Here is a 25,836-nt window from a genome sequence, read left to right as displayed (position 1 = left end):
ACCTGGCCGCGGTCGTCGACCCGGAGGGTCGACAAGTGTCATTGCGTGGGGAGCTGCATGCTCTTCCCCGGCTCGTGCGCCTTGACGACGACGAGCACGTCCTCCGGCTGCAGGGTGCCGATCAGCGGGTCGTCGAAGCGCAGGGTGCGCCCGCCGCGGGTCACCGAGAGCACGATGTCGCGCAGCTGGCGCGGGCTCAAACCGACCTCGTCGGCGGTGGCGGTGCGCTGGTGCAGGTCGAGACCCTGCCCGCCGGTCACGAGGTCCTCGACGACGGCGACCACGCGGGGGCTGTCGGTGGACAGGCCCAGCAGCCGGCCGGACGTGGCCGAGGTGGTGATGACGGTGTCCGCGCCGGACTGCCGCAGGAGGTTGGCGTTCTCCTCCTCGCGGACGCTGGTGGTGATCGGGACGCTGGGGTTGAGCTGGCGCACGGTGAGGGTGATGAGCACCGAGGCGTCGTCCCGGTTGGCCGCCACGATCACCGACCGCGCCCGCTCGACGGCGGCCCGGCGCAGCACCTCGGTGCGGCCGGCGTCGCCGACGATGCCGGTGAGGCCCATCGCGTTGGCCTCGTCGATGGCCCGGGGCTCGGGGTCGACGACGACGATCTTCTCGAGCGGGGTGCCGCTGGCCTGCAGGGAGCGGATGGCGCTGCGGCCCTTGGTGCCGTAGCCGCACACGATGACGTGCTGGCGCACGCGGGACCTCCAGCGGTGGATGCGGAACTCCTCGCGCGAGCGCGCGGTCAGCGCCTCGAGGGTCGTTCCGATGAGGACGATCAGGAACATGATGCGCAGCGGCGTGATCAGCAGGACGTTGGTCAACCGCGCCAGGGGGGTGACCGGCGTGATGTCGCCGTAGCCGGTGGTGGAGAGGCTGACCGTCGCGTAGTAGGCGGCGTCCAGGATCGAGATCTCGTCGCCGCGGCTGTCGGCGTAGCCGTCGCGGTCCAGGTAGACGATCGCGATCACGACGAGCAGGACGACCAACGCGATGACGACGCGGCGCCCCACCTGGCGCACCGGTGACTGCTCGACGTGGGCGATGCGGACACCGCTGTGCTCGGTCTCCAGCCCGTTCCGTTGCTCCTCCACGCCGCGGACGATAGTGAGGGCAGCGCCAGGTTGCGTGCCGCCGCACCCGAACGGGGTGCGGCGGCACGGACCGGCTCAGCCCTCGACGGCCTCGCGCTCGCGGGCGGCGAGCTCCCGCTTGAGCACCTTGCCGGCCGCCGAGACCGGGATCGCGTCGATGAACCGCACGTCGCGCAGCCGCTTGTACGGGGTCACCTTGTCGTTGACCGCGGCCATGACCGACTCCGCGGTCAACGCGGCGCCGTCGGCGTCGTCCTTGCGCACCACGTAGGCCACCGGCAGCTCGCCGGCCTCCTCGTCGGGCCGGCCGACGACGGCGGCCCCGGCGACGCCCGGCACGCCGAAGAGGACCTCCTCGAGCTCCCGCGGGAACACGTTGTAGCCCTTGTAGAGCAGCATGTCCTTGGTGCGGTCGACGATCGCGAGGTACCCGTCCTCGTCGAGGATGCCGACGTCGCCGGAGTGGAACCAGCCGTCGGCGTCGATCGACTCGGCGGTGGCCTCCGGGCGGTGCGCGTAGCCGCGCATCACCTGGGGGCCGCGGATGCAGACCTCGCCGCGCTCGCCGGGCGGCAGCGGGTCGCCGCCGCCGATCGGGCGGATGGTGATCTCGGTGTCGAAGATCGGCACGCCCACGGTGCCGGGCTTGCGCGTGCCCGACCGGAAGGTGGGGTTGCCGGTGGCCATCATCGTGACCTCGGTCAGGCCGTAGCCCTCGCCGATCGTGGCGTTGGGCATGAGCGCCTGCATCTTCTGGATGAGCGTGACCGGCAGCGGGGCGGCGCCGCTGCTGATGCCGCGGACGTGCGAGAGGTCGGCTTCGGCGAACCCGGGCACCTGCAGCAGCGCCACGAAGACCGGGGGTGCGCCGCCGATCGAGGTCACCTCGTACCGGACCATGTCCTCGACGTACTTCACCGGGTCGAAGCGCATGTGGATGACGGTCATCGTGCCGCCCATGACCATGCCGTTGAGGTAGCCGATCGCACCCATCGCGTGGAACCACGGCGTCAGGTTGATGATCCGGGCCTCGCCCAGCCGGGTCGGGCACTCGTCGGGGCCGAGCACCTGCTGCAGGGTCACGTCCCCCTCCTCGTCGAGGACGGGCAGGGCGCCGGCGGTCCAGCAGCCCGATTGCACGACGTTGGTCACGACCTGGCGGTGCGGCAGCTCCACGCCCTTGCTGACGCCGGTCGTGCCGCCGGTGTAGGCCAGGTGCGCGAGGTCGGTGGCGACGTCGATTCCGGCATCGAGGTGCCGGTCGGTCGGGTCCCCGGCCAGCAGGTCGGCGAGGTCGACGTCGGCGGGCTCGAGGCCGTCGAGGCGGGCGGCGAAGTCGAGGGTGTGCGCCTCGCCGGTGACGACGACGGTCTCCACCCCGGTCTGCGTGACCGCGCCGCGGACGAAGGGCAGCACCTGGTCCCAGGTGATGAGCACCGTGGCGCCGGCGTCGTCCAGCTGGGCGGCGAGGTCGGCGGCCGGCAGCAGCGGGTTGGTGGGGGAGAAGGTGGCGCCGGCCAGCAGGATCCCGTAGTAGAGCGGCGGGTACTGGCGGCAGTTCGGGATGTGGACGGCGACGACGTCGCCCCGCCCGATGCCGTGGTCGGCCAGCCAGCCGGCCACCGCGTGCGCCCGTGCACCCAGTTCCGTGAAGGTGAGCGGCACGTCGTGGTCGACGAACGCCGTCCGGTCACCCCACCGGCGCACGGCGGCCCGGAGGATCGACCCCACCGGCACGCTCGGGTAGTCCAGGGACCGGGGCAACCCGGGCGGCCAGCTGGCCGTGGTGGTTGCCGGGGCGGACTGCACGGTGGTCATTCGTTTCCTCTCGTCGGGTGACCTGAGCCACAGGGTGGCCCAGCTCACAGGCCGTGTCGAGGGTTCTGTGAGGATGTGACCCATGAGCGACCAGCGGACCGCCCTCGTGCTCGGCGGTGGGGGGATCACCGGCATCGCCTGGGAGATCGGGCTGCTCGCGGGCTTGGCCGAGGCCGGGGTGGACCTCACCGGGGCGGGGCTCGTCGTCGGCACCTCGGCCGGCTCGGTCGTCGGCGCGCAGCTCACCAGCGGCGCCCCGCTCGAGGAGATGTACGCCCGCCAGCTGGAGCCGCCGTCGCAGGAGAAGGTGGCGCGGATGACCCGCGGCAACCTCGCCCGCTACGCGTGGGCGATGATCGTCAGCCGCGGTCGCGACGTCGAGTTCCGGCGGCGCGTGGGGTCGCTGGCCCTGGCGGCCGAGAAGGCCGGAGCGACGCCGACCGAGCAGGAGCGGCTCGACGTGATCGGCTCGCGGCTGGTGTCCCGCGAGTGGCCCGAGCGGGAGCTGCTCGTCACCGCGGTCGACGCCGCCACGGGCGAGTTCCGCACCTTCGGCCGGGACTCCGGCGTCCCGCTGGTGCAGGCCGTCGCGGCGAGCTGCGCGGTGCCCGGCGTCTACCCGCCGGTCACGATCGACGGCCGCCGGTACATCGACGGCGGCATGCGCTCGGCGGCCAACGCCGACCTGGCCCAGGGCTGCGACCGGCTGGTCGTGCTGGCGCCCATCCCGCGCGGGGTGGGGCCGATGGCCAGCGTCGACGCCCAGGTCACCGGCATGGTCTCGGCCCGCGTCGCCGTCGTCGCCCCGGACGAGGCGGCCCGCGCGGCGATCGGCCGCAACGTGCTCGACCCTGCCGCCCGGGAGCCCGCCGCGCGGGCCGGGCGTGCGCAGGCGGCGTCGGTGGTGACGCGCGTCGGGGAGGCCTGGACGGGCTGAGCCCGGCCCGACGGTGTGCGCATCCGCGCAGATCGCGCGCGGATCCCTGCGCGACCGCGCCCCCTGTCGGCGAGCCCTGCTCACACCACCGGGTCGGCGACCAGCGAGCCGGCCGAGTGCTCCCGCCGCAGCGCGGTTTTGAGCACCTTGCCGCTGGGATTGCGGGGGAGCGCCCCGACCACCGAGTACTCCCGCGGGTTCTTGTAGCGGGCCAGCCGCTCCCGGCAGAACGCGGCCAGCTCCTCGGCCGTCGGCGGGTCGGCCGCGTCCCGCGGGGCGACGACGGCCAGCGGCGCCTCGCCGTAGCGGGTGTCGGGCACGCCGATGAGCGCGACCTCGGCGACCTTCGGGTGGGCGGCCAGCACGTTCTCCACCTCGGCGCAGTAGATGTTCTCCCCGCCGGAGATGATCATGTCCTTCTTGCGGTCGACGACGTAGAAGTAGCCGTCCTGGTCCTGGCGCACCAGGTCGCCGGAGTGGAACCACCCGCCGGCGAAGGCCTCGGCGGTCGCCTCCGGCTTGCCCCAGTACTCCTTCATCACCATCGGGCTGCGGTAGACGATCTCGCCGACCTCGCCCTGCGGGACGTCCTCCATCGCGTCGTCGACGACCCGCACCTCGACGTTGAGGATCGGGGTGCCGACCGAGCCGATCTTGCGCACCGCGTCCTCGCCGCGGAGCAGGCAGGTGACCGGGCTGCACTCGGTCTGCCCGAAGGCGGTGACCACCTCGGCCTGCGGGAAGGCGTCGATGAGTGCGCGCAGCAGGGTGGTGGACGCCGGCGCTGCTCCCCAGGAGACCCGGCGCAGGGCGGAGAGGTCGCGCGCGGCGAGGTCGGGCACCGCCAGCACCGCGGCCCACATCGCCGGCACCAGGAAGATGCTGGAGACGCGCTCCCGCTCCATCAGGTCCAGGGTCGCCGCCGGGTCGAAGGCGCCCGACCGCAGGATCACGTGGACGCCGCCGAGCAGCAGTGGCGGCAGCCCGCCGGCCAGCCCGGCGATGTGGAACAGCGGCGCCCCGGGGACGGCGACCCGGTCGTCGGGGTCCCAGCCCAGCGTGGTGATCTGGCTGAACGCGTGCATGATCAGGTTGCGGTGGGTCAGCACCGCACCCTTGGGCCGCCCGGTCGTGCCCGAGGTGTACATGATGAAGGCGGCCGCGTCCTCGTCCACGACGACGTCGACCGGGTCCCCGCCGGCCGCGTCGAGCGCCGCCGCGTAGTCCTCGCTGCCCGGCCCGGCGTCGCCCCCGCCGATCACCAGCGCGCTCGTGACGCCCGGGGCCTGCTCCCGCGCCTTCGCCGCGACCTCCGCCAGCGGGCCGTCCACGACGAGCGCGACGGCGCCGGAGTCGGTGAGCACGTAGGCGACCTCGTCGGCGACCAGCCGGAAGTTGACCGGGACGACGACCGCGCCCAGCCGCACGCCGGCGAGGTATGCCTCCCACGTCTCCATGCCGTTGAGCGCCAGCACCGCCACCCGGTCGCCGGTGCGCACCCCGCGCGTGTGCAGCGCCCGGGCCAGCCGGTCCACCCGCTCGTCGAGCTCGCCGTACGTGCGGCCGGTCCCCTCGAAGCGCAGCGCCGGGGCGTCCGGGCTGGTGCGGGCGTGCCGGGCCAGCATGTCGCTCATCGTCATGCCGCGGCCGCGCAGGACCGGGATCTGGACGCTCACGGGCTTCTCCTCAGCCGGGGGGAGTGTGACCCGCGTCATGCTGGCGGCCCGGAGGGAACGCGGTCAACCCTGACTGTCGAGCGCGAGCAGGCGGGCGGCGAGGCGCTTCCACAGCGCCAGGTGCGGGTCGGTGGCGGCCGGCCGGTCCTCGAACGCGTAGACCAGCGCGACCCCGCGCATGCTGGTGAACAGCAGCTCGCAGAGGTCGGCGTAGGTGGGTGCCCCGGCGATCTCCGGGCCCCAGATGCCGTCGGCCACCGCCCCGATCGCCGCCCGGAGCCGGCGTTCCTCGCCGCGCAGCGCCGCCCGCAGCTCGGGGTCGGTGCGGGCCGCCGTCCAGAGCTCCATCGCCGCCCAGAACGGGGGCTCGTGGAACGTCGCCCACATCAGGTCGATGGCCCGCTCGACGCGCTCGCGGCCGGTCGGCTCGTCCCGCATCAGCGCCGCGGCCCGGCGCCGCACCTCGTCCAGCTGCGTCGTCGACAGGTGCTCGGCGGCGGCCACCAGCAGCTCGGCGCGGGAGGGGAAGTGGTGCAGCAGCCGGCCGCGGGAGACCCCGGCCCGCGCCTGGACGGCGAGCGTCGAGGCGCCGGCGAACCCCTCCTCGACCAGGCAGGCGACGGCCGCGTCGAGGATCAGCAGGCGGCTGTCCGCGGTCCGCTCCGAGCGCGAGCGGGGCCCGGGAGCGGCGCCGGCGGCGACGGGCTCGGCGCTCATCCGCGGAACAGTAGGCCGTGCCGGCGGCGGCGAACAGTCACCGTTGACCGTTCCGGGTGACGCCTGTCACGCTGCGGCCGACCCCCGCTCACCGACGAGAGGCGTGCCCGTGGACTTCGACGACAGCCCCGACGAGGCCGCGTACCGGGCGCGGGTCCGGGCCCTGCTCGAGGAGCACGCCGGCGAGCTGCTGCACCTCGCACCCGGCCAGGAGGGCATCGACGCCCGCACCCACGAGGCGGAGATGCGCCGCACGCAGCGGGTGCTCGCCGAGGCGGGCCTGGTCGGCGTCACCTGGCCCCGCGAGTACGGCGGGCAGGGCGGCACGCTGGTGCAGCAGGCGATCGTCGGCCAGGAGCTCGCCCGCGCCCGGGTGCCGGCGCTGATCAACCACATCGGGATCGGCATGTGCGGGCCCACCGTCATCACCCACGGCAGCCAGGCCCAGCGCGACCGCTACCTCGCCCGCCTGCTGCGCGCCGACGACGTCTGGTGCCAGCTGTTCAGCGAGCCCGCCTCGGGCTCCGACCTCGCCGCGCTGCGCACCACCGCCGTCCGCGACGGCGACGACTGGGTGGTCAACGGGCAGAAGGTGTGGACGACGCTCGCGCACGTCTCCGACTACGGCATCCTGCTCACCCGCACCGATCCCTCGAAGCCCAAGCACGCCGGGCTCACGATGTTCGTCGTCGACATGCACGCCCCCGGCGTCACCGTGCGCCCGCTGCGCCAGATGGGCGGGCAGGCCGACTTCAACGAGGTCTTCTTCGACGACGTCCGCATCCCCGACGAGGAGCGGCTGGGCGAGCCCGGCGAGGGCTGGCGGGTGGCGCTCACCACGCTGATGAACGAGCGGGTGGCCATCGGCGGGGCCGGCGGCGCCATCGGGGCCCCGGTCGAGGAGTTCGCCGAGCACGCGCGCGAGCGGCTGCCGCGGCTGGACCCCGAGCGGCAGGTGCTGGCCCGCCAGGCGGTCGGCCGGGCGGTGGTCGCCGCGCTCGCCGCCCGCTACACCGGCTACCGACGGCTGACCGTGCTCAGCCAGGGCGGCATCCCCGGGCCCGAGGCGAGCGCCGGCAAGCTCGCCGGCACCGAGGCCGGCCTGCTCATGGCCGACGCCGGGGTGCGGCTGCTCGGCGACGACGCCGTCTACGCCGCGACGGCCGACGGCGACGACCGCTGGCAGCGCACCCAGTCGTGGCTGCCGGGCATCAGCATCGCCGGCGGCACCGACCAGGTGCTCCGCAACATCCTGGGCGAGCGGGTGCTGGGCCTGCCGCCGGAGCCGCGCAACGACAAGACCGCTCCTTTCTCGGGAGGGACGCGATGAACTTCGACCTCGACGCCGACCAGCGCGACATCGCCGACGGCGCCCGCGACTTCTACCGCGGCAACGCCTCGCCGTCCGCCGCCCGCGCCGGGCTCGAGGGCGGCCGGCTGGAGCCCGGCCGCAAGGCGCTGGCCGACATCGGCTTCCTGGGCATCACGGTGCCGGAGTCCGCCGGCGGGTCGGGGCGCCCGCTGCTCGACCTCGCCGTCGTCGCCGAGCAGGGCGGCGCGGTGCTCGCCGCCCCCTCGTTGGTGACCGCCGCGCGGGCCGCCGTCCTGCTCGCCGACGCCCCCGACCTGGCCGCGCAGCTGGCCGACGGCTCGACGGCGTTCGCCGTGCTCGACGGCGCGGTGGACGGCTCGGCCCCCTCGGTGGACGCCGCCGACGCGACGCTCTTCCTGGGCCTCGACGGCGGCGACCTCGTGGTCGGCGAGGGCGAGGTCGTGCCCGGCCGGCCGATGGACGCCACCCGCGGGCTGGCGTCGGTGCGGCTGACCTCCCGCCGGGTGCTGACCGCCGACGCCGGCGCGCTGTGGGCGCGGGCCCGCCAGGTGGGCGCGGTCGTCATGGCCGCGGAGGACCTCGGCGGCGCCGACCGGTGCGTGCAGCTGGGCGTGGCCTACGCCCAGGAGCGGGAGGCGTTCGGCCGGCGCATCGGCTCCTACCAGGCGATCAAGCACATGCTGGTGGACGCGTGGGTCGGCGTGGAGCAGCTCCGCTCGCTGGTCTGGTGGGCGGCGTGGGCGGCCGACAGCAACCCGGCCGAGCTGCCGGTGGCGGCGTCGGCGGCCAAGGCGTGCGCGGCGGTGACCTTCGAGCGGGCGGCGAGCACCCTCATCCAGGTGCACGGCGGCATCGGCTTCACCTGGGAGCACGACGCGCACCTGTACTGGCGGCGGGCCAAGGTCGACCGGCTGCTGCTCGGCGACGAGGCCGAGCACCTCGACGCCGTCGCGCGGCTGGCCGTCACCGGGGCGCTGGGCGGCGGGCGGTGACCGGCGAGCTGACCGAGCTGCGGTACGAGGTGGCCGACGGCGTCGCGACCGTCACGCTGCACCGGCCCGACCGGCTCAACGCGTTCACCCTCACCATGGCCGACGAGCTCACCCGGGTCGCGGCGGCCGCCGACGCCGACGACGACGTCCGGGTCGTGCTCGTGACCGGGGCCGGCCGGGCCTTCTGCGCCGGCGCCGACCTCGCCGGCGGGCCCGACACCTTCGGCGACCGGCGCACCCGGGTGCGCCCGCCCGGCCCGCTCAGCGAGGAGATCGGCGGCTTCCCGCGGGACGCCGGGGGAGTGGCCTCGCTGCCGTTCGCGGCGCTGCGCAAGCCCGTGATCGCCGCGGTCAACGGCCCTGCGGTGGGCATCGGCGCGACCATGATCCTGCCGATGGACGTCCGGATCGCCGCGGAGTCGGCCCGCTTCGGGTACGTCTTCGGCCGGGTCGGGATCGTGCCGGAGGCGGCCTCCTCGTGGTTCCTGCCCCGCGTGGTCGGCATCAGCCAGGCCATGGAGTGGGTGGCCACCGGCCGGGTGTTCGACGCGGCCGAGGCGCTGCGCGGGCGGCTGGTCTCCCGGGTGGTGCCCGACGAGGAGCTGCTGCCGACGGCGCATTCGCTGGCCCGGGAGATCGCCGACAACACGAGCGCGGTCGCGGTGGGCGCGGCGCGGCAGCTGCTGTGGTCGATGCTCGGCGCGCCCTCGCCGTGGGACGCGCACCGCGCGGAGTCCCGGGCCCTGGTCGAGCTGGGGGACGGGCCGGACCCGGCCGAGGGCGTGGCCGCGTTCCTGGAGAAGCGGGCGCCGCGGTTCCCGGCGCGGCTGCCCGAGGGCGAGGTCGCCGGGGTGCCGCGCTGGCCGCTGCCGCCGGAGGACGTGCACCCCGGCTGACCCGGGTGCGCCGACTTCCGGGATGTCGGGGCCGTGCGGCTGTCTCAGGCCCCGACATCCCGGATCTCGGCGTCCGGAGCGGGTCAGGGGATGCGGACCGGGTCCAGGTGGCGCAGCAGGGTCTCGCCGAGGTCGCGCATGGCCTCGACCTGCGCGGGGGAGAGCTGGTCGAACAGCTCCCGACGCACGCCCTCGACGTGCACCGGCGCCGCGCCCTCCAGCGCGGCGAACCCCTCGTCGGTGAGGACGGCGAGCTGGCCGCGCCCGTCCTCGGCGCACACCTGGCGGCGCACCCAGCCGCGCTCCTCCAGCCGGGAGACCGCGTGCGAGAGCCGGCTGCGCGAGGACAGGCAGCGATCGGCGAGCTCGCTCATGCGCATCATCCGCTCCGGTGTCTCGGAGAGGGCGACGAGGATCTCGTAGTAGGCGTGCGAGATGCCGGTGCGGTGGCTGAGGTCGCGGTCGAGCCGGTCGAGCAGCAGCTGCGCGCTGTACAGCCAGGCACGCCAAGCCCGCTGCTCCTCCGGGTCGAGCCAGCGGGGCTCACCCGTGGGGAGGGGTTCGGGCGACACCGACGTTGTCATGCCCCCAGAATACTGGCGGAATAGTCAAGCGCTCAACTACGCTACGACATGGCGAAGGCCCCACCGATCCACCAGGGAGACACCATGACCAGCAGCACCACCACCCAGATCCCCGGCTACATCGCCGGCACCTGGGACATCGACGCCAGCCACTCCACCGTCGGCTTCTCCGTCCGCCACATGATGGTCAGCAAGGTCCGCGGCTACTTCCGCGACTTCGAGGGCGTCATCGTCACCGCCGCGGAGCCCACCGCCTCGTCGGTCGAGGCGCGCATCAACATGGACTCGATCGACACCCGCCAGGAGCAGCGCGACGCGCACATCCGCTCCGCGGACTTCTTCGACGTCGGCAACCACACCGAGATGACCTTCCGCTCGACCGCGGTGAAGACCGACGGCGCCGACTGGACCATCGAGGGCGACCTGACCATCAAGGGCATCACCAAGCCCGTGATCCTGGAGCTGGAGCTCAACGGCTTCGGCCCCGACGCCTACGGCGGCACCCGCGCCGGCTTCAGCGCCAAGACCGAGATCTCCCGCAAGGAGTACGGCGTCGACATCGACATGCCCATGGACGGCGGCGGCGTCGTCGTCGGCGACAAGATCAACGTCGAGCTCGAGATCGAGGCCGTCCTCCGCGCCTCCTGACGCGTTGATCATCGTCGTCTGGTCGCCCGCACCGGCGTGTCGACCAGCCGTTCGCCGATGATCAACGACTGAGCACGTCACGAGGGCCCCGGGTGGTTCGCCGCCCGGGGCCCCGTCGCGTCCGGGGGCGGCTACGGCGTCCCGGGAGCCAGCACCTGGAACAGCACGTGGTCCTGCCACCGGCCGGCGATGCGCAGGTACCGCGGTGCCAGCCCGTAGCGGGTGAACCCGTTGCGCTCGAGCACCTTCTGCGACGCCGCGTTGTGCAGCAGCGTGCCGGCCTCGACCCGGTGCAGGCCGAGGTCGGTGAACGCCCGCCGCAGCATCTCGGCGACCGCACCGGTGGCCAGTCCGCGGCCGTCGCTCGCCGAGGCGACCCAGTAGCCGAGGCTGGCCGACTGGAACGCGCCGCGCACGACGTTGTTCAGGTTCACCCGCCCGGCCACCGCGCCGGCCTCGTCCAGGACGACGCACGGCAGGGCGAGCCCGGCCTCGTGCCGGTCCAGGGCCGCCCGGACATCGTCCCGCTGGCCGGCCTCGGTGTACCAGCGCTCGTCGCGGGCCGGCTCCCACGGCGCCTGGAACTCCTGGTCCGCGCGGACCAGGTCGGCCAGGGCGGGGGCGTCGTCGAGCGCCAGGAGGCGGGTCCGTGCGTGCACGCCGCGACCCTGCCAGCCGCCGCGGTCGATCCGTCGGCAGGGACACTGGGCGACATGTCGACCTCTGCTCTCACCCGCGTCCCCGCCTCGCTGCTGGTCGCCGTCGGGCTCGCCGCCGGCTTCGGCATCGCGCAGGGGACCGGCGTCCGGGCGCTCGGCGGCGCGGTGTTCGCCGTCTGCGGCGTCGGGGCCGCCTGGATCGCCGCCCGCCGGCGGGGCCCGGCCGTCACCGCGGGCCTGGCCGCGCTCTACGTCGGCGCCTTCGTGCTGGCCCACGTGCTGGCCCTGGGCGCCGGTCTCCCGGCGTGGTTCGCCGTGAGTCTGGTCACTGTTGCCGCCGCTGGGGTCACCTTCGGGGTGGTGGACCGGTCACGGGAGCCGGTTCGCGCCCGCTGAGCACCTAGAGTGGAGGGAAGGTCGCGGCATCGGTCGCTGTTGACCTGATGCCCGCGCGCGTCCGCGCGGCGCGCCCCCGAGCCCCCCGAGGTGCCCTTCCGCATGCCCACCCGCAACGACCTGCGCAACGTGGCGATCATCGCTCACGTCGACCATGGCAAGACGACCCTGGTCGACGCCCTCCTCCGCCAGGCCGGCGCGCTCGGCCGCGCGAAGGGTGAGGGCACCGACGCGGACACCACGCAGGACCGCGTCATGGACTCGATGGACCTCGAGCGCGAGCGCGGCATCACCATCCTCGCCAAGAACACCGCCATCCGGCTGGCCGACGAGGACGGCAACCCCGTCGTCGTCAACATCGTCGACACCCCCGGCCACGCCGACTTCGGCGGTGAGGTCGAGCGCGGCCTGTCGATGGTCGACGGCGTCGTCCTGCTCGTGGACGCCTCCGAGGGCCCGCTGCCGCAGACCCGCTTCGTGCTGCGCAAGGCGCTGGGCAAGGGGATGCCGGTCATCCTCGCGGTCAACAAGACCGACCGCTCCGACGCGCGCATCGCCGAGGTCGTCGACGAGTGCTACGAGCTGTTCATGGAGCTCATGGAGGACGCCGGCCTGGACGCCGACGCCCTCGAGTTCCCGATCGTCTACTGCAACGGGCGCACCGGGCAGGCCTCGCTCAACCGGCCGGAGAACGGCACCGTCCCGGACAGCCCGGACCTCGCCCCGCTGGTGACGACGCTGCTGGAGACCATCCCGGCGCCGAGCTACGACGCCGAGGAGCCGCTGCGCGCGCAGGTCACCAACCTCGACGCCTCGCCGTTCCTGGGCCGGCTGGCGCTGCTGCGCATCCACTCCGGTGAGATGAAGCGCGGCCAGCAGGTGGCCTGGTGCAAGGTCGACGGCAGCATCAAGAACGTCAAGATCACCGAGCTGCTGATGACCGAGGGGCTCACCCGCACCCCGGCCGACAGCGCCGGCCCGGGCGACCTGGTCGCCATCGCCGGCATCGAGGACATCATGATCGGCGACACCCTCGCCGACCCGGCCGACCCGCGGCCGCTGCCGCCGCTGACGGTGGACGAGCCCTCGATCTCGATCACCATCGGCATCAACACCTCGCCGATCTCGGGCAAGTCGGGCAAGAAGCTCACCGCCCGGCTGATCAAGAACCGCCTGGACCAGGAGCTGGTCGGCAACGTCTCGGTGCGGATGCTGCCCACCGAGCGCCCCGACACCTGGGAGATGCAGGGCCGCGGCGAGCTGGCGCTGGCCATCCTCGTCGAGCAGCTGCGCCGCGAGGAGTTCGAGCTCACCGTCGGCCGGCCGACCGTCGTCACCAAGGAGATCGACGGCAAGCTGCACGAGCCGGTCGAGCGGGTCACCATCGACACCCCCGGCGACTACGTGGGCACCCTCACGCAGGCCCTGGCCACCCGCCGCGGCCGCATGGAGAACCTGGTGCACCACGACACCGGCTGGGCGCGGATGGAGTACATCGTGCCGTCCCGCGGCCTGATCGGGTTCCGCACCGAGTTCCTCACCGAGACCCGCGGCACCGGCGTCCTCAACCACAACCTCGAGGGCTACGAGCCGTGGATGGGCGACATGCGCGCCCGCCCGACCGGCTCGCTCGTGGCCGACCGCCAGGGCGTGGCCACCTCGTACGCGATGTTCTCGCTGCAGGAGCGCGGCTCGATGATGGTCGCCCCGGGCACCGAGGTGTACGAGGGCATGATCGTCGGCGAGAACTCCCGCCCCGACGACATGGACGTCAACATCACCAAGGAGAAGAAGCTCACCAACATGCGGTCCTCGACCGCTGAGGAGCTCGAGCGGCTGATCCCCCCGCGCATCCTGAACCTGGAGCAGGCGCTGGAGTTCTGCGCCGAGGACGAGTGCGTCGAGGTCACCCCGGCCGCCGTCCGCGTGCGCAAGGTGATCCTCGACCAGAGCGAGCGCGGCAAGGCCAAGAACAAGAAGCCCAAGCCGAGCTGACCCCCACCCCTCCCGGGCGTTTTGTGCACATTCCGCCGGGGAGGGCGGCACCACCTCGCGCACGCTCTGCCTCTGAGTGCACCTGCACTCAGAGGCAGAGCGCTGTCCGGACCCCTTCCGGCTCCGCCGCCCCCGGCCTTTTGTGCACATTCCGCCGGGGATGGAGCGGCGGCGGCGTGGTCGTCAGGTCACGAATCGTGATGACCGGCCGTGGCGGCGCGGCACGCCCGCCCCACGCTCCTCAGAAGTGGTGTGTCGCCGCGCCTACGTTCTCCTCGGGGCCATCTGCCGTGGCCCGGGGACGAGTGGACGAGAGGCGGCCGACGCTCATGGCGACGATCACCCGTACGGTGCCGGCGACCGAGGGGTTCCGGGGTGGGATCGACGTCCGGGTGAGCCTGCGCGCCGACGCCGGGTCGGGTGGGTCGGCCTTCGACGGCGCCTGGTTCCCGCGCAGCCGAGACCTCGCCGTCGAGCTCCCCGAGCTGATCGCCGCGCTGGAGCGGCACGGCGTGCGGGTCGAGCGCTTCACGTACGCCCTCGACGCGTGGCAGCCCGCGCCCCGCAAGCTCGAGGTCCTCGGCCGGACGGTGCGGGCCGGTGGGTTCCGCAGCATGGACCCGCAGGTCGTCTGCCTCACCTGGGCCGGGGGCAACCGCCGCGCCGACCTGCTCGTCGTCCCGCCGGAGACCGACGTTCTCACCGGCGCCCGGGCGCTGCGGCTGTGCACCCGCCGGGGCCTGCCCTCCTCGCCGCAGATGGTGCTCGCCGCGGCCCGCTCCACCCCGCTCCCGCAGGTGCCCACCGTGCCGGCGTCGCGCGCGGTCTAGCGGTTCGGCCGGCAGCGGATCAGCCCTGGGCTGATCCGCTGGACGGCGGGGGAGCTGCCGGACTGGGGTGAGGGGCATGAGACTCCTCGTCCTCGGTGGCACCCAGTTCCTCGGCCGGCACGTCGCGTCGGCAGCCCTCGCGCGCGGCCACGACGTCGCCACCTTCACCCGCGGTGTGTCCGGGCCGCCGCCGGAGGGTGTCCGGGCGCTGCACGGGGACCGCGACGACCCCGATGCGCTGCCCCGGGCGCTGGGGGAGTGGGCACCCGAGCTCGTCGTCGACACCTCCGCGCGCACCCGCCCGGCCGCCCGGCACGCCGCCGCCGTCCTGGGCGGGGTGCGCGGGTACGCCTTCGTCAGCAGCCTCAACGCCTACCGCGGCTGGCCGCCCGGCCCGGTGGGGCCCGAGGACGGCGAGCCCACCTGGGACACCGACGAGGACGACTACGGCCCCAATAAGGCCTACGCCGAGCGCGTGATCGGGGCGAGCGTGGGCCCGGGCTTCCTCACCGCGCGGGCCGGGCTCGTCGTGGGGCCGTGGGACTACGTGCACCGGCTGGGCTGGTGGCTGGAGCGCATCCACCGCAGGGGCCGGGTGGTCGTCCCCGCCGAGGGGCTGGCCCAGCCGATCGCGCTGGTCGACGCCCGGGACCTCGCCGGCTGGCTGGTCGGGATGGCCGAGGCCGGCGTCGGCGGTGCCGTGAACGCCACGGGCCCGGCCGGGATGACGACGCTCGGCGGGCTGCTCGAGATCTGCCGCGAGGTCACCGGGGGCGACGCGGAGTGGGTGCCGGTGCCCGAGGCGGACCTGCTCGCCGCCGGCGTCGAGGAGTGGGTGCACCTGCCGCTGTGGCTGCGCCGGGAGGTCGCCCGCACCGCGTGGGACGTCGACACCGCACGGGCCCGCGACCTCGGGCTGCCCAGCCGCCCGCTGGCCGCGACGGTCGCCGACACCTGGGCCTGGCAGCAGGAGGACCACCGGCCGCGGTACTCGCCCAACGGCCTGCCGGAACCCGGCCTCCCTCCCGAATTGGAGGCCGCCCTGCTGCCCTCGTGATGATCAGCGACCCTGATCACGCGGTGTCCTCCCTCAGCGCAGGAGGTGAGGGAGGACGCGCCGCGATCAGGTTCCCTGATCATCGCGGCCCGCCCGGGGTTCGACCGAGCCGGCGAGGGCCGAAAAGGGTGGGCGCGCTCAGTCGCGCGGGGCGCTCGGGCGGCCGGCGCCCACGGGCTCGTCGGCGGGCTCGTCGGCGGGCACCTCGGCGACGACGTTGCGCTGGGCCACCTCCGCGACGGCATCGGCCGACTCCAGCGCGGCGTCCTGCCGGTAGCGCCGGTAGGAGTGGACGACGGCGAGCACCCAGACGACCCCGAGGACGGCGTAGACCACCGTGCTGAACGTGCTCCCGGCGTCGATCCACTCGCTGCGCAGCAGCGTGCGGGCGTTGGTGAGCACGATCATCCCGCCGACCAGGGAGCCCAGCAGCCGCGGCGGGATGTGCCGGACCAGCCATGCGGCGATCGGGGCGGCGACCAGCCCGCCCGCCAGCAGGCCGCCGACCCACAGCGGGTCGATCCCCTGGGTGCCCAGCGCCAGCAGGAAGCCGGCGCTGGCCGCCAGCGCGACGAGGAACTCGGAGGTGTCGATCGAGCCGATGACCTTGCGCGGCTCCATCCGCCCACTGGCCAGCAGCGCGGGCGTGCCGACCGGGCCCCAGCCGCCGCCACCGGTGGCGTCCACGAAGCCGGCCACGAGGCCCAGCGGGCCCAGGAAGCGCTTGCGGATCGGCTTGCCCACGTTGCGCCGGTCGATGCCGCGCAGCGTGAAGCGCACCAGGATGTAGGCGCCCAGCGACACCAGGATCAGCGACATGACCGGGGCGGCGATCTCGGTCGAGAGCCCGGCCAGGAAGTGGGCACCGGCGAACGCGCCGACCGCGCCGGGCACCCCCACCCGCGCGACGACCTTCCAGTCGACGTTGCCGAACTTCCAGTGCGAGAGCCCGGAGGCCAGCGTGGTGCCGATCTCGGCGAGGTGGATGGTGGCCGACGCCGCCGCTGGGTTGGTGCCGATGGCCAGCAGCAGCGTCGTCGAGGTGACGCCGTAGGCCATGCCCAGGCTGCCGTCGACGAGCTGGGCGCCGAAACCGGCGAGGGCGATCAGGATCAGGGTCTTCACGGGGCGCTGACTCCGGGTCTCACGGGCGCAGGCGCGACCGCGTGGAGGGGGACGATACGGGTCCCGCCGGTTCGGCGGGGCGGGATCAGCAGCCCGGACAGGCAGCGGCGCAGACGCGCAGCAGGTCGACGTGCCGACGGCTCACCAGGAGCACCGAAGCCGTCGTCCGCGTCACGGCGCAATGTCTACCAGATCGATGAACTTATGCGCACGCTCGCTACCCGGATGTGGGACGGGAGGCTCGGCGGTCAGCCGCGCGCGGTCCCGCTGCGCCCGGTGTCCCGGTCCGCCGCGAGGGACCCGACGAGGTCGGCGCGTGCCCGGGCGACGCGGGACCGGATCGTGCCGACCGGGCACCCCACGACCTCCGCGGCCTCGGCGTAGGGCAGCCCCAGCAGCTGGGTGAGCACGAAGGCCTCCCGCCGGTCGGGGTCCAGCCGGGCCAGCAGGTCGGCCACCGCCGCGCCCTCGCCGACCGCGTCCCCGGCGCCCGGCGGGGCCAGCACCTCGAGGTCGGCGGGCTCCCGGACCAGGGTCAGCCGCCGCCGGCGCCGCGAGCGCACGGCGTCCGCGCAGACCCGGCGGGCGATGGCCAGCAGCCAGGTGCGCACCGAGGAGCGGCCCTCGAACCTGTGCAGCGACCCGAACGCCCGCAGGTAGGTCTCCTGGGTGAGGTCGTCGGCCGAGCCCGGGTCGCCGAGCGCCGCGCACAGCCGCCAGACGTCGGTCTGCGTCTGCCGGACGAGGGTCGCCGCGGCCAGCGGGTCACCGGCGGCGGCGTCCGCGGCGGTGCGTGCCAGATCGTCCATGTCCTCGTCAGGGTGTCACGGGAAAGTCCGGGGGTGGTGGGAACCGGACCGCGCCCGGCGGAGACTAATGGACCATGTCGTGCCACCAGTGCCGAGAGGCGTTCTCCTCCCGTCTCGACGGCGAGCCGCTCGGGATGCCCGCCGAGGAGCTCGACGCCCACCTCGCCGGCTGCGCCGGCTGCGCCGCCTGGACCGCCGACGCGGAGCGGGTGACCCGCCGGGCGCGGCTGGCCCCGGCCCCGGCCGTGCCCGATCTCACGGTGGCCGTCCTCGGCGCGCTGCCCCGAGAGCTGCCCGGGGCGGGAGCCGCCGCGCGCGCCCGGCTGGTGGACTCCGCGCTGCGCGTCGCGCTGCTCGTCGTGGGCGCGGCCCAGGCGACGCTGGCCTGGCCGCTGCTCGCCTCGGGCACCGGCGGCATGAGCGCGCCGGTGCACATGGCGCGGGAGAGCGGTGCCTGGAACCTCGCGCTGGCCGCGGCGTTCCTCGCCGTCGCCGCCGGCCCGCGGCTGGCCGCCGGCGCGCTGCCCTTCCTCGGGTCCTTCGTCGCCTTCCTGCTGCCGGTCACCCTCGCCGACCTGCAGGCCGGGCACGTGCACGCCGACCGGGCGCTGACCCACCTGCTGCTGCTGGCCGGCACCGTCCTGGTCGCCGCCGTCGCCTGGCGGGGCCGCCGCCGCGCCGTCCCCGCGGTCGCCGTCCGGCCGGTGCCCGCGTGAGGCGCTCCGCCCTCCTGCTCCTCCTGCTGGTCGCCGGCTGGCTCGGCGCGGGCATCGGCACCGCCGGTCCGGCGGCCGCGCACGCCACCCTGGTCGGCACGACGCCGGGGGAGGGCGCGCGGGTGGAGGCCGCCCCCGACGAGGTGACGCTGCAGTTCACCGAGGGCGTGTCGCTGGGCGCCGGCTACGCCCGCGTGCTGGGCGCCGACCAGCAGCGGGTGGACGCCGGCAGCGCCTCGGTGGACGGCGACGTCGTCACCATCCCGCTGCGGGGGGACCTGCCCGACGGCGGCTACCTGGTCACCTACCGCGTCATCTCCGCCGACTCGCACCCGGTCTCGGGCGCCTTCTCCTTCGCCGTCGGGGACGGCGAGCTCCTCGCCGCCGGCACCGCCGACACCGAGAGCGCCACCGACCCGGTCGTCGGGACGCTGCTGCCCGTCACGCGCTGGGCCGGGTACGCCGGCCTGGCCCTGGCCCTGGGCGTGCCGGTGCTGGTCGCGGTCTGCTGGCCGGCCGGGCGGGCGTCCGCGCGGCTGCGCGCGATGGCGCTCGGTGGCGCCGCCGCGGTCGCCGTCTCCGCCGTCGCGGGCTTCCTCCTCCAGGGCCCCTACGCGGCGGGGACCGGGCTGACGGCGGTCGTCGACCCGTCGCTGCTGGCCGCGACGGCGGGCACGGGCGTGGGCTGGGGCGCGCTGGCGCGCGCCGTCCTCGCCGTCGCCCTGCTGCTGGTGCTGCGCCGGGTCTGGCGGGCCGCGGAGCCCGGGCGCGGGACGACGGCCGCGGTGGCGGTGCTCGGCGTCGGGCTGGTGGTGGCGACCGCGGCGGTCGGCCACCCGGTCGCCGGGCCGTGGCCGGTGCTGGCCGTGCTGGTCGCCGCGGTGCACGCGGGGGCGATGGCGGTCTGGCTGGGCGGGCTCGCCGGCCTGCTCGCCGTCGCGGTGCGGCCGGATGCCGAGCCCGGTGCGGTGGCCGGCGCGCTCCCGGCGTTCTCCCGGCTGGCGTTCGGCGCCGTCGTCGCGCTCGTGGTCTCCGGGGTGGTGCAGTCGGTCCGCGAGGTCGCGTCGCCCACGGCCCTGGTGGAGACGACGTACGGCCGGCTGCTCCTGGTCAAGCTCGTGCTCGTGGTGGTGGTCCTGGCCGCGGCCGGGCTCTCCCGCGTCTGGGTGCAGCAGCGGCTGGGCGTCCGCCGTCCCCGCGCCCGCCGGACGACGACGGTGCACGCGTTCGCGGCCGGCGTGGCCGCCGAGCGGGCCGAGCCCGCCCCGGAGGAGGTCGCGGCCGCCGCCGAGCGGGACCGGGCGCAGGCCGAGGCCGCGGCCGAGCACCTGCCCGCGCTGCGCCGCTCGCTGCTCGTGGAGGCGGTGCTGGCCGCCGTCGTCCTCGCGCTGTCGGCGGTGCTGGTCGCCACCCCGCCGGCCCGCACGGAGCTGGCCCAGCCGGTGGAGGTCGTGCTGCCGCTGCAGGGCGGCTCCGGCGCGTCCTCCGGCAGCGTCCAGATGACGGTCGAGCCGGCCCGCCCCGGCGAGAACACGCTGCACGTCTACCTCTTCGACGACGCCGGGCGGCTCACCCAGCCGGCCGAGATCCGGCTGACGCTGACCGAGCGCAGCCAGCAGATCGGCCCCCTCGACGTCGCCCTCGAGCCCGCCGGGCCCGGCCACTACGTCGGCGACGGCATGTCGATCCCGGGCGCCGGCACCTGGACGCTCACCGCCACCGTGCGGCTCGACGAGTTCACCGCCCTCTCGGCGGCCACCGACTTCCCGGTGCGCTGACCACTCCGCGATGCGCCACCCCCTGCTGAGGAGCCCCGTGTCCCTGTCCCGCCCGCTCGCGCGGCTCGCCGTCCTGCTGCTGGCCGCCCTGACCGCCCTCGGCGCCGCGGTGGGCCTGGCGCCCGTCGCGTCCGCGCACGTCACCGTCTCCTCGGCCGACGCCACCCCGGGCGGCTACGGGAAGCTCACCTTCCGCGTGCCCAACGAGAGCGACACCGCCAGCACCGTGGCCCTGCGCATCCAGATCCCCGAGGAGGCCGCGATGGGCTCGCTGCGGGCGCAGCCGGTGCCGGGCTGGACGATCAGCACCGAGACCACCGAGCTCGCCGAGCCGATCGAGGTGCACGGCCGGGAGGTCAGCTCCTACGTCTCGCTGGTGGAGTTCCGCGCGGCCGACGGCGCCGGCATCGCGCCCGGCCAGTTCCAGGAATTCGCGCTCGCCGGGGGGCCGTTCCCGGACGCCGGGCAGCTCGGCTTCCCGGCGGTGCAGCGTTACAGCGACGGTAGCGAAGCGGCCTGGATCGAGCCCACGGTGGCCGGGCAGGCGGAGCCGGAGCGCCCCGCCCCGGTGCTGTCGCTGGCCGCGGACGACGCCCCCGCGGCGGAGGTCGAGGCCGCCGACGAGGCGCACGCGCACACCAGCGACCCCGGTGCCATCGCGCTGTTCTTCGCCATCCTCGCGCTGCTGACCGCGCTCGCCGGTGTCGTCCTCGGCGTCCGCGCTTCCCGACGTACCGTGTCCTCGTGACTCCCGCCGTCCGCCGACGCTCCCGCCGGGCCGTGCCGGCGCTGTTCCTCACCACCGGTCTGCTGCTCGCCGGCTGCGGCGGCTCGGCGGACGACGCGGGCGGCGAGTCGGGCGCGGCCGGGGAGCACGACCACTCCGGGGACGCGCCGGCCGTCGTGGAGGCCCCGGACGACCGCTACGCCGGGCTCGACCTGCCCGAGCCCTACCGCCGGCCGTCGTTCACGCTCACCGACACCACGGGCGCGGAGTACGACTTCAAGGAGGCGACCGCCGGCCGCCCGACGATGCTGTTCTTCGGCTACACCGAGTGCCCCGACATCTGCCCCACCACGATGGCCGACGTCGCGGTTGCGCTGCGCGGGGTGGACCCGGCGCTGGCCGAGCAGGTGCAGGTGGTCTTCGTGACCACCGACCCGGCGACCGACACCCCGGAGGTGCTCGGGGAGTACCTCGACCGGTTCGACGCCGACCTGCCCACCTCGTTCGTCGGCCTCACCGGCGACCAGGAGGCGGTGGACCGGGCCCAGCTGGCCGCCGGCGTGCCGCAGGCCGAGGACCAGGGCCGGCTGCACTCGACGTTGCTGCTGCTGTACGGCGCCGACGACGAGGCGCGGGTGGCCTTCGACGCCGGCAACACCCACCAGGACATCGCCGAGGACCTCCAGGTGGTGGCGGGCGCGTGAGGCCCGGCCTGGGCCGGCTGCTCGCGGTCCTGGCCGCCGTGGTGGCGCTGCTGGCCCTCGCCGGGCCGGCGTCGGCGCACGTCGGTGGCGGGGCGGCCGGCAGCGACTTCGACGCCCGCGTGCTGCAGGTCAGCCCACAGCTGCCGGGCGTGGGCGTGCGGTCGCTGCAGTTCGGCGACGAGCTCGAGCTGGTCAACAGCACCGACGTCGAGGTGCACGTCCCCGGGTACTCCGGCGAGCCCTACCTGCGGATCGGCCCCGACGGCGTCTGGCGCAACGCGAACAGCCCGGCGACCTGGATCAACCTGGACCGCTACGGCCGGACGGCGCTGCCCCCCTCCGCCGACGCGGACGCCGCCCCGGACTGGGAGCAGGTCTCCACCGAGCCGGCCTACGTGTGGCACGACCACCGCACCCACTGGATGAGCGAGGGCGTGCTCCCGCCTCAGGTCGCCGCCGACCCCGACCGCGAGCACGTGGTCTCGGAGTGGGTCGTGCCGTTGCGGCACGGGCAGACCGACGTGCAGGTGGCCGGCGTGCTCACCTGGAGCCCGCCGCCCTCGCCGTGGGCCGTGTGGCTGCCCGTGGCCGCGCTCGTGCTGGCCGCCGCGGCCGCGGGGCTGCTGGCCCGGACGCCGCTGCCGCTGGGGGCGCTGCTCGGCGTCGGGGCGCTCGCGGCGCTCTGGCACGCGGTGGCCACGCCCGAGCCCCCGGTCAGCGTCGGCTCGCACGCCGGAGCCGTCGTGTCCGCGCTGATGCCGGCGGCGGCCGCGCTGCTGTGCGCCGTCCTGGCGCTGCGGGCCGCCTGGCGGGGCCGGGGCGCGCTGACCGGGCTGCTGGCGGTCGTCTCCGGGTGGCTGCTGCTGGTGCAGGGCCTGCCCGACGTCGACGTCCTGTGGTCGGCGAACGTGCTCTCCAACGGGCCGCAGCTGCTCGCGCGGCCGGCCGCGACCGTGCTGGTGTCCCTGGGCGTGGGGCTGGTCGTCGGCGGCGTCGCCGCGGTGCGCCGCTTCCGGGAGGCCCCGGCGGAGCCCGCGGGAACCGCCGCCGGCCCGCCGGTGCCGGCGGCCTGACGGCGGTTCCCGTGCGGGATCAGGCGATGTCGGCGACGACGTTGGCGGGCCCGCCGCCGAACAGGGTGTTGGCCCGCTGGAGGTCGCCCTCGAAGTCCACCTCGACCGCGGCGTACTGCGAGATGTCGACCGGGCGCACCCGCAGGCCCGCCTCGGCGATCGCCGTCTCGATGCCGCGCTCGAAGTAGTCCTGGGAGGAGCAGGCCTCCAGGTGCTCGAGGAGCACGGCCTTGTCGGTGGAGGACACGTAGTTGATGCCCACCGCCTCGCCGAGCCCGCCGCGGACGGTCTTGGACAGCTCGCGGATGCACCCGTCGGCGTCGAGCGTGTACTTGACCTCCTCGTCGGCGACGGTGCTGGTGTCGACGCAGACGAAGCTCTGGTCGGCCACGAGGTAGGGGAGGGCCACCTCCAGCACGGCCGGGTCGAACACGACGTCGCCGTTGAGCCACAGGACGCCGCCGTCCCGCGTGGTCCGCAGGCCGCGCAGCAGGCTCTTGGAGGTGTTGGTGGCCGCGAAGTCCGGGTTGTAGGCGAACAGCAGCTCGGGGGCGGCCTTCATGATCCGCTTGCTGCGGTAGCCGACCACCGCGGTGACCGAGACGTCGGCGCCCAGGACGGTGCGCAGCCCCTCGAGCTGGCGGTGCAGGATGCTGCGGCCGTCGTCGAGCCGGGTCAGCGGCTTGGGATCCTGCCGGCCCAGCCGGGTGCCCATGCCCGCGGCCAGGATGACGACCTGCACCGAGGGCGTCTGCTGGCGTCGGCCGGTCGTGCGGGCCGACAGCGGGGAACCGCCCCGACGGACGGGGTTGAGGACGTGGTCACCGGTCCGCACGGACATCATCTCCCTCGAGATTGCTGGTGGTGGGGTGCCCGGACGCGGGTGCGGTCGGGAGGAGGTCGAGGACGCGCGCGGTGGCCGAGCCGTCCTCGAGGTGGCAGAAGGTCTCGCGGAACCGGGCGTAGCGCCCGGCGTGCTCCGCGGCCACCGCGTCGACGCCCGCGATGGCGTCGATGAGCTCGTCGCTGGTGCTCAGCAACGGACCCGGTGCCACCGCCGCGAGGTCGAAGTAGAACCCCCGGAGCTGGTCGCGGTAGCGCTCCAGGTCGTAGACGAAGAACAGCAGCGGTTTACCCGTCACGGCGAAGTCGAACATCGTGGACGAGTAGTCGGTGACCATCACGTCCGCCGCCAGGTACAGCTCGGCGACGTCGAGGTGGTCGGAGACGTCGACGACGGGGGCGCCGGGCGGGAGCTCCAGCCGGCCGGCGACCATGCTGTGCAGCCGGAGGAGCAGCACGTGGTCCTCGCCCAGGCGGGCGGCGAACTCGGCCAGGTCGATCGCCAGCGGCGGGGCGGAGCCGTCGCCCTGGAACACCAGGTCGTCGCGCCACGTGGGGGTGTAGAGCACCGCGGTGCGGCCGTCGTCGAGCCCGAGGTCGGCCCGGACCTTGCGGCGCACCGCTTCCCGCTCCGGGCTGCTGAGCAGGTCGTTGCGCGGGTAGCCGGTCTCGGCGATCGGCCCGCGGTGCCCGAAGGCCCCGCGCAGCCGGTCGGTGGTGGCCGCGTTCGGCGAGAGCAGCAGGTCCCACCGGGCGACGTCGAGGTCGGCGTTGGTGAGCCAGCCCTCCGGCCCGCCCTCGACGTCGTGGTGGATGCGCTTGAGCGGCGTCCCGTGCCACGTCTGCAGGTAGAAGGTCCCCGGCCGCTTGGTCCAGTGCATGGAGATGCAGTCGTTGGCGACGACGAGGTCGGCGGTCTCCAGGGCGGCGCGGGCCTCCGGCGTCCCGTACAGCACCGTCTCGACGTCCGGGGGGAACGTGCGCCGGGTCTTCTCGGTGCACAGCCAGGTGTGCACGGTGTCCCGGTCGTGGCGGGCGGCGAGGGCTTCGTAGAGGGCGCGCGGGTTGTCGGCGAACAGCCCCCGGAAGCTGAAGTAGGTGATCCTCACCGGCGGGACGGAGAGGTCGCGTGGTCAACGGGTCGGGCGTCGGTCAACGCAATCCCTCCTCCGGGCGTGTGGGGACACGGCGTTCGCGGCCCCCCGATGCGGGGGCCATGGGAACAGTGTGCGGGTACCGGCGCCGCTTGCGTCAGGTTCGCGTCCCGCGTCGTCGACGGCGCGCCGCCACCGACGGCCGGAAGGTGCCCTCGGAGGCCTCTGACGACCGGCTCGGCGCCGGTGTCGGCGTCCATGATCCTCGACCGGCGCAGGGCGCCGGCGGGTGGATGGAACTACACCGGTGTCACTTCCGCGTGTGACTCGTGGGGCGGGCGGGGTGCGTGGTGCGGGTCACGGCGGCGTGTCCCGGACGACGCGCCGAACGGCTGGTCACGAAGCAGTCACGGAATGTTTCGATGGGTGCACAGCACGCAACGCGAGACGGACGAGGTGCATGGACGCTGGTATCGGCCCGGAGGCCCGCACGGAGCTCCTGGTGGCGGTGCAGCCCCGCACCGGGCGGGCGGCCGAGCGCCGGGCGCAGCGGCGCTCATCCGGTGCCCGGCGCAGCCCGGCCCTGCTGCTGACCTCGCTGCTGCTCGGCGGCGCCGTCGCCGCGGGCGTCAGCCTGCAGGGCGCACCGGCCGCCGAGGCGACCTCCGTGCTCGCCGCCCAGGACACGCTGCTGACGGCGGAGGAGGGCGTCGAGGTGCTGCCGCAGGCCTCGATCACCGTCGCCGAGGCGCAGGCCCGGCTGGAGGAGGTCGCCGCGTCGCGCGCCGAGCGGCAGGCCGCGGAGGAGGCCGCCGCGGCCGCCGCCGCCGAGGCCGCCCGCCCCAAGGCCGTCATGCCGGTCGCCGGCGCCCGGCTGACCAGCGGCTACGGCGGCCGGTGGGGGACCTTCCACTACGGCATCGACCTGGCCGCCCCCATGCGCACGCCCGAGTACGCCGCCGTCGACGGCGTGGTGCTCCGCGCCGGCTCGGCCAGCGGGTTCGGCCTGGCGGTCTACATCCTCCACGAGAACGGCGACGTCACCGTCTACGGCCACATGGACAAGATCCTGGTCGCGCCGGGGCAGTACGTGGAGGCGGGGGAGACCATCGCGCTGCTGGGCAACCGCGGCCAGTCCACCGGCCCGCACCTGCACTTCGAGGTGCACCAGGGCGGCCTGGACGGCAAGCGGGTCGACCCGCTCCCGTGGCTGGCGGCGCGCGGCGTCCACGTCTGAGAGGGTGTTGGGTAACCGGCGTTGAGCGGAGGGTGACGGCGTGACGGCTGGCGCTCGGGCCAGCGGCGTGGCGGCTGGTGGCCGATGGTGCGTCG

25 protein-coding genes are annotated in these 25,836 nt (G+C 74.9%); 15 read left to right on the top strand and 10 right to left on the bottom strand.

The genetic code is table 11. The features are described 5' to 3' along the window. Positions 1-38: 38 nt before the first annotated feature. Together E9529_RS04415 and E9529_RS04410 are read right to left on the bottom strand one after the other, a co-directional pair. Positions 39-1,097, bottom strand: a complete 1,059-nt coding sequence (locus E9529_RS04415; RefSeq protein ID WP_236829890.1) for a TrkA family potassium uptake protein — start codon at positions 1,095-1,097, stop codon at positions 39-41. A 75-nt stretch (positions 1,098-1,172) separates the two neighbouring features. After that, entirely contained in the window at positions 1,173-2,915 is a 1,743-nt protein-coding gene (locus E9529_RS04410; RefSeq protein WP_236829889.1) for a class I adenylate-forming enzyme family protein, read from the bottom strand. Between the two features lie 82 nt (positions 2,916-2,997). Between E9529_RS04410 and E9529_RS04405 the strand changes: the two genes are divergently transcribed. Further along, the gene (locus E9529_RS04405) at positions 2,998-3,852 is read left to right on the top strand and encodes a patatin-like phospholipase family protein (protein ID WP_236829888.1); all 855 of its coding nucleotides are present in this window, start codon (positions 2,998-3,000) and stop codon (positions 3,850-3,852) included. An 80-nt stretch (positions 3,853-3,932) separates the two neighbouring features. Here E9529_RS04405 and E9529_RS04400 read toward each other — a convergent pair whose 3' ends face one another. Both E9529_RS04400 and E9529_RS04395 read right to left on the bottom strand, forming a co-directional pair. Further along, positions 3,933-5,528: a long-chain-fatty-acid--CoA ligase gene (locus tag E9529_RS04400; protein WP_236829887.1), complete on the bottom strand. Its 1,596-nt coding sequence runs from the start codon at positions 5,526-5,528 to the stop codon at positions 3,933-3,935. 63 nt (positions 5,529-5,591) lie between these two features. Then, complete coding sequence (locus tag E9529_RS04395) at positions 5,592-6,245, bottom strand: TetR/AcrR family transcriptional regulator (RefSeq protein WP_236829886.1); 654 nt, start codon at positions 6,243-6,245, stop codon at positions 5,592-5,594. 103 nt (positions 6,246-6,348) lie between these two features. On the opposite strand from E9529_RS04395, the gene E9529_RS04390 reads away from it, so the two are divergent. Genes E9529_RS04390 through E9529_RS04380 form a run of 3 tightly spaced genes read left to right on the top strand, consistent with a single transcriptional unit; the run spans position 6,349 to position 9,466 of the window. Further along, positions 6,349-7,575 (top strand): acyl-CoA dehydrogenase family protein, encoded by a 1,227-nt coding sequence (locus E9529_RS04390; RefSeq protein ID WP_236829885.1) that lies wholly within the window; start codon positions 6,349-6,351, stop codon positions 7,573-7,575. After that, a complete protein-coding gene (locus E9529_RS04385; protein WP_236829884.1) occupies positions 7,572-8,570 on the top strand; it encodes an acyl-CoA dehydrogenase family protein in 999 nt (332 codons plus the stop codon). The genes E9529_RS04390 and E9529_RS04385 overlap by 4 nt, the downstream gene beginning before the upstream one ends. Next, entirely contained in the window at positions 8,567-9,466 is a 900-nt protein-coding gene (locus E9529_RS04380; protein WP_236829883.1) for an enoyl-CoA hydratase-related protein, read from the top strand. The genes E9529_RS04385 and E9529_RS04380 overlap by 4 nt, the downstream gene beginning before the upstream one ends. Before the next feature lie 83 nt (positions 9,467-9,549). On the opposite strand, the gene E9529_RS04375 is transcribed toward E9529_RS04380, so the two are convergent. Beyond that, positions 9,550-10,050 carry a MarR family winged helix-turn-helix transcriptional regulator gene (locus E9529_RS04375; protein ID WP_236829882.1) on the bottom strand — a complete coding sequence of 167 codons (501 nt, stop codon included), beginning with the start codon at positions 10,048-10,050 and terminating at the stop codon, positions 9,550-9,552. An 84-nt stretch (positions 10,051-10,134) separates the two neighbouring features. Between E9529_RS04375 and E9529_RS04370 the strand changes: the two genes are divergently transcribed. Next, positions 10,135-10,698 (top strand): YceI family protein, encoded by a 564-nt coding sequence (locus tag E9529_RS04370; protein WP_236829881.1) that lies wholly within the window; start codon positions 10,135-10,137, stop codon positions 10,696-10,698. Between the two features lie 131 nt (positions 10,699-10,829). Here the strand turns inward: E9529_RS04370 and E9529_RS04365 are convergent, their stop codons facing one another. Beyond that, positions 10,830-11,357 carry a GNAT family N-acetyltransferase gene (locus E9529_RS04365; RefSeq protein ID WP_236829880.1) on the bottom strand — a complete coding sequence of 176 codons (528 nt, stop codon included), beginning with the start codon at positions 11,355-11,357 and terminating at the stop codon, positions 10,830-10,832. Between the two features lie 54 nt (positions 11,358-11,411). Between E9529_RS04365 and E9529_RS04360 the strand changes: the two genes are divergently transcribed. The 4 genes from E9529_RS04360 to E9529_RS04345 all read left to right on the top strand — a co-directional run bounded on the left by E9529_RS04360 (position 11,412) and on the right by E9529_RS04345 (position 15,635). Continuing rightward, positions 11,412-11,753, top strand: a complete 342-nt coding sequence (locus E9529_RS04360; protein WP_236829879.1) for a hypothetical protein — start codon at positions 11,412-11,414, stop codon at positions 11,751-11,753. Between the two features lie 102 nt (positions 11,754-11,855). After that, positions 11,856-13,748: a translational GTPase TypA gene (gene typA, locus E9529_RS04355; protein ID WP_236829878.1), complete on the top strand. Its 1,893-nt coding sequence runs from the start codon at positions 11,856-11,858 to the stop codon at positions 13,746-13,748. Positions 13,749-14,077: 329 nt separating this feature from the next. Further along, positions 14,078-14,578 (top strand): DUF5994 family protein, encoded by a 501-nt coding sequence (locus E9529_RS04350; protein ID WP_236829877.1) that lies wholly within the window; start codon positions 14,078-14,080, stop codon positions 14,576-14,578. 76 nt (positions 14,579-14,654) lie between these two features. After that, positions 14,655-15,635: an NAD-dependent epimerase/dehydratase family protein gene (locus E9529_RS04345; RefSeq protein WP_236829876.1), complete on the top strand. Its 981-nt coding sequence runs from the start codon at positions 14,655-14,657 to the stop codon at positions 15,633-15,635. A 138-nt stretch (positions 15,636-15,773) separates the two neighbouring features. On the opposite strand, the gene E9529_RS04340 is transcribed toward E9529_RS04345, so the two are convergent. Together E9529_RS04340 and E9529_RS04335 are read right to left on the bottom strand one after the other, a co-directional pair. Further along, complete coding sequence (locus E9529_RS04340; RefSeq protein WP_236829875.1) at positions 15,774-16,760, bottom strand: sulfite exporter TauE/SafE family protein; 987 nt, start codon at positions 16,758-16,760, stop codon at positions 15,774-15,776. A gap of 248 nt (positions 16,761-17,008) precedes the next feature. After that, complete coding sequence (locus tag E9529_RS04335) at positions 17,009-17,569, bottom strand: sigma-70 family RNA polymerase sigma factor (protein ID WP_236829874.1); 561 nt, start codon at positions 17,567-17,569, stop codon at positions 17,009-17,011. 74 nt (positions 17,570-17,643) lie between these two features. Between E9529_RS04335 and E9529_RS04330 the strand changes: the two genes are divergently transcribed. From E9529_RS04330 to E9529_RS04305, 5 genes are read left to right on the top strand one after another with little or no spacing between them, the layout of a single operon-like run. Continuing rightward, positions 17,644-18,285, top strand: a complete 642-nt coding sequence (locus E9529_RS04330) for a zf-HC2 domain-containing protein (RefSeq protein ID WP_236829873.1) — start codon at positions 17,644-17,646, stop codon at positions 18,283-18,285. After that, on the top strand, positions 18,282-20,063 hold the full coding sequence (locus E9529_RS22375; protein WP_308195251.1) for a copper resistance protein CopC: 1,782 nt from the start codon (positions 18,282-18,284) through the stop codon (positions 20,061-20,063). The genes E9529_RS04330 and E9529_RS22375 overlap by 4 nt, the downstream gene beginning before the upstream one ends. Before the next feature lie 37 nt (positions 20,064-20,100). Further along, positions 20,101-20,811: a YcnI family protein gene (locus E9529_RS04315; protein WP_236829872.1), complete on the top strand. Its 711-nt coding sequence runs from the start codon at positions 20,101-20,103 to the stop codon at positions 20,809-20,811. Continuing rightward, positions 20,808-21,494: an SCO family protein gene (locus E9529_RS04310; protein ID WP_236829871.1), complete on the top strand. Its 687-nt coding sequence runs from the start codon at positions 20,808-20,810 to the stop codon at positions 21,492-21,494. The genes E9529_RS04315 and E9529_RS04310 overlap by 4 nt, the downstream gene beginning before the upstream one ends. After that, the gene (locus E9529_RS04305; RefSeq protein ID WP_236829870.1) at positions 21,491-22,567 is read left to right on the top strand and encodes a hypothetical protein; all 1,077 of its coding nucleotides are present in this window, start codon (positions 21,491-21,493) and stop codon (positions 22,565-22,567) included. Before E9529_RS04310 ends, E9529_RS04305 begins: the two co-directional genes overlap by 4 nt. Positions 22,568-22,586: 19 nt before the next feature. Here E9529_RS04305 and E9529_RS04300 read toward each other — a convergent pair whose 3' ends face one another. After that, positions 22,587-23,402: an NTP transferase domain-containing protein gene (locus E9529_RS04300; protein ID WP_236829869.1), complete on the bottom strand. Its 816-nt coding sequence runs from the start codon at positions 23,400-23,402 to the stop codon at positions 22,587-22,589. Then, a complete protein-coding gene (locus E9529_RS04295) occupies positions 23,389-24,519 on the bottom strand; it encodes a CDP-glycerol glycerophosphotransferase family protein (protein WP_236829868.1) in 1,131 nt (376 codons plus the stop codon). Before E9529_RS04295 ends, E9529_RS04300 begins: the two co-directional genes overlap by 14 nt. Before the next feature lie 445 nt (positions 24,520-24,964). On the opposite strand from E9529_RS04295, the gene E9529_RS04290 reads away from it, so the two are divergent. Continuing rightward, entirely contained in the window at positions 24,965-25,741 is a 777-nt protein-coding gene (locus E9529_RS04290; protein ID WP_236829867.1) for a M23 family metallopeptidase, read from the top strand. Positions 25,742-25,836 lie beyond the last annotated feature (95 nt).

It is taken from the genome of Blastococcus sp. KM273128, from assembly GCF_021698975.1.
Classification (GTDB): Bacteria; Actinomycetota; Actinomycetes; order Mycobacteriales; family Geodermatophilaceae; genus Blastococcus.
This window is presented reverse-complemented; position numbering and strand designations above follow the sequence as displayed.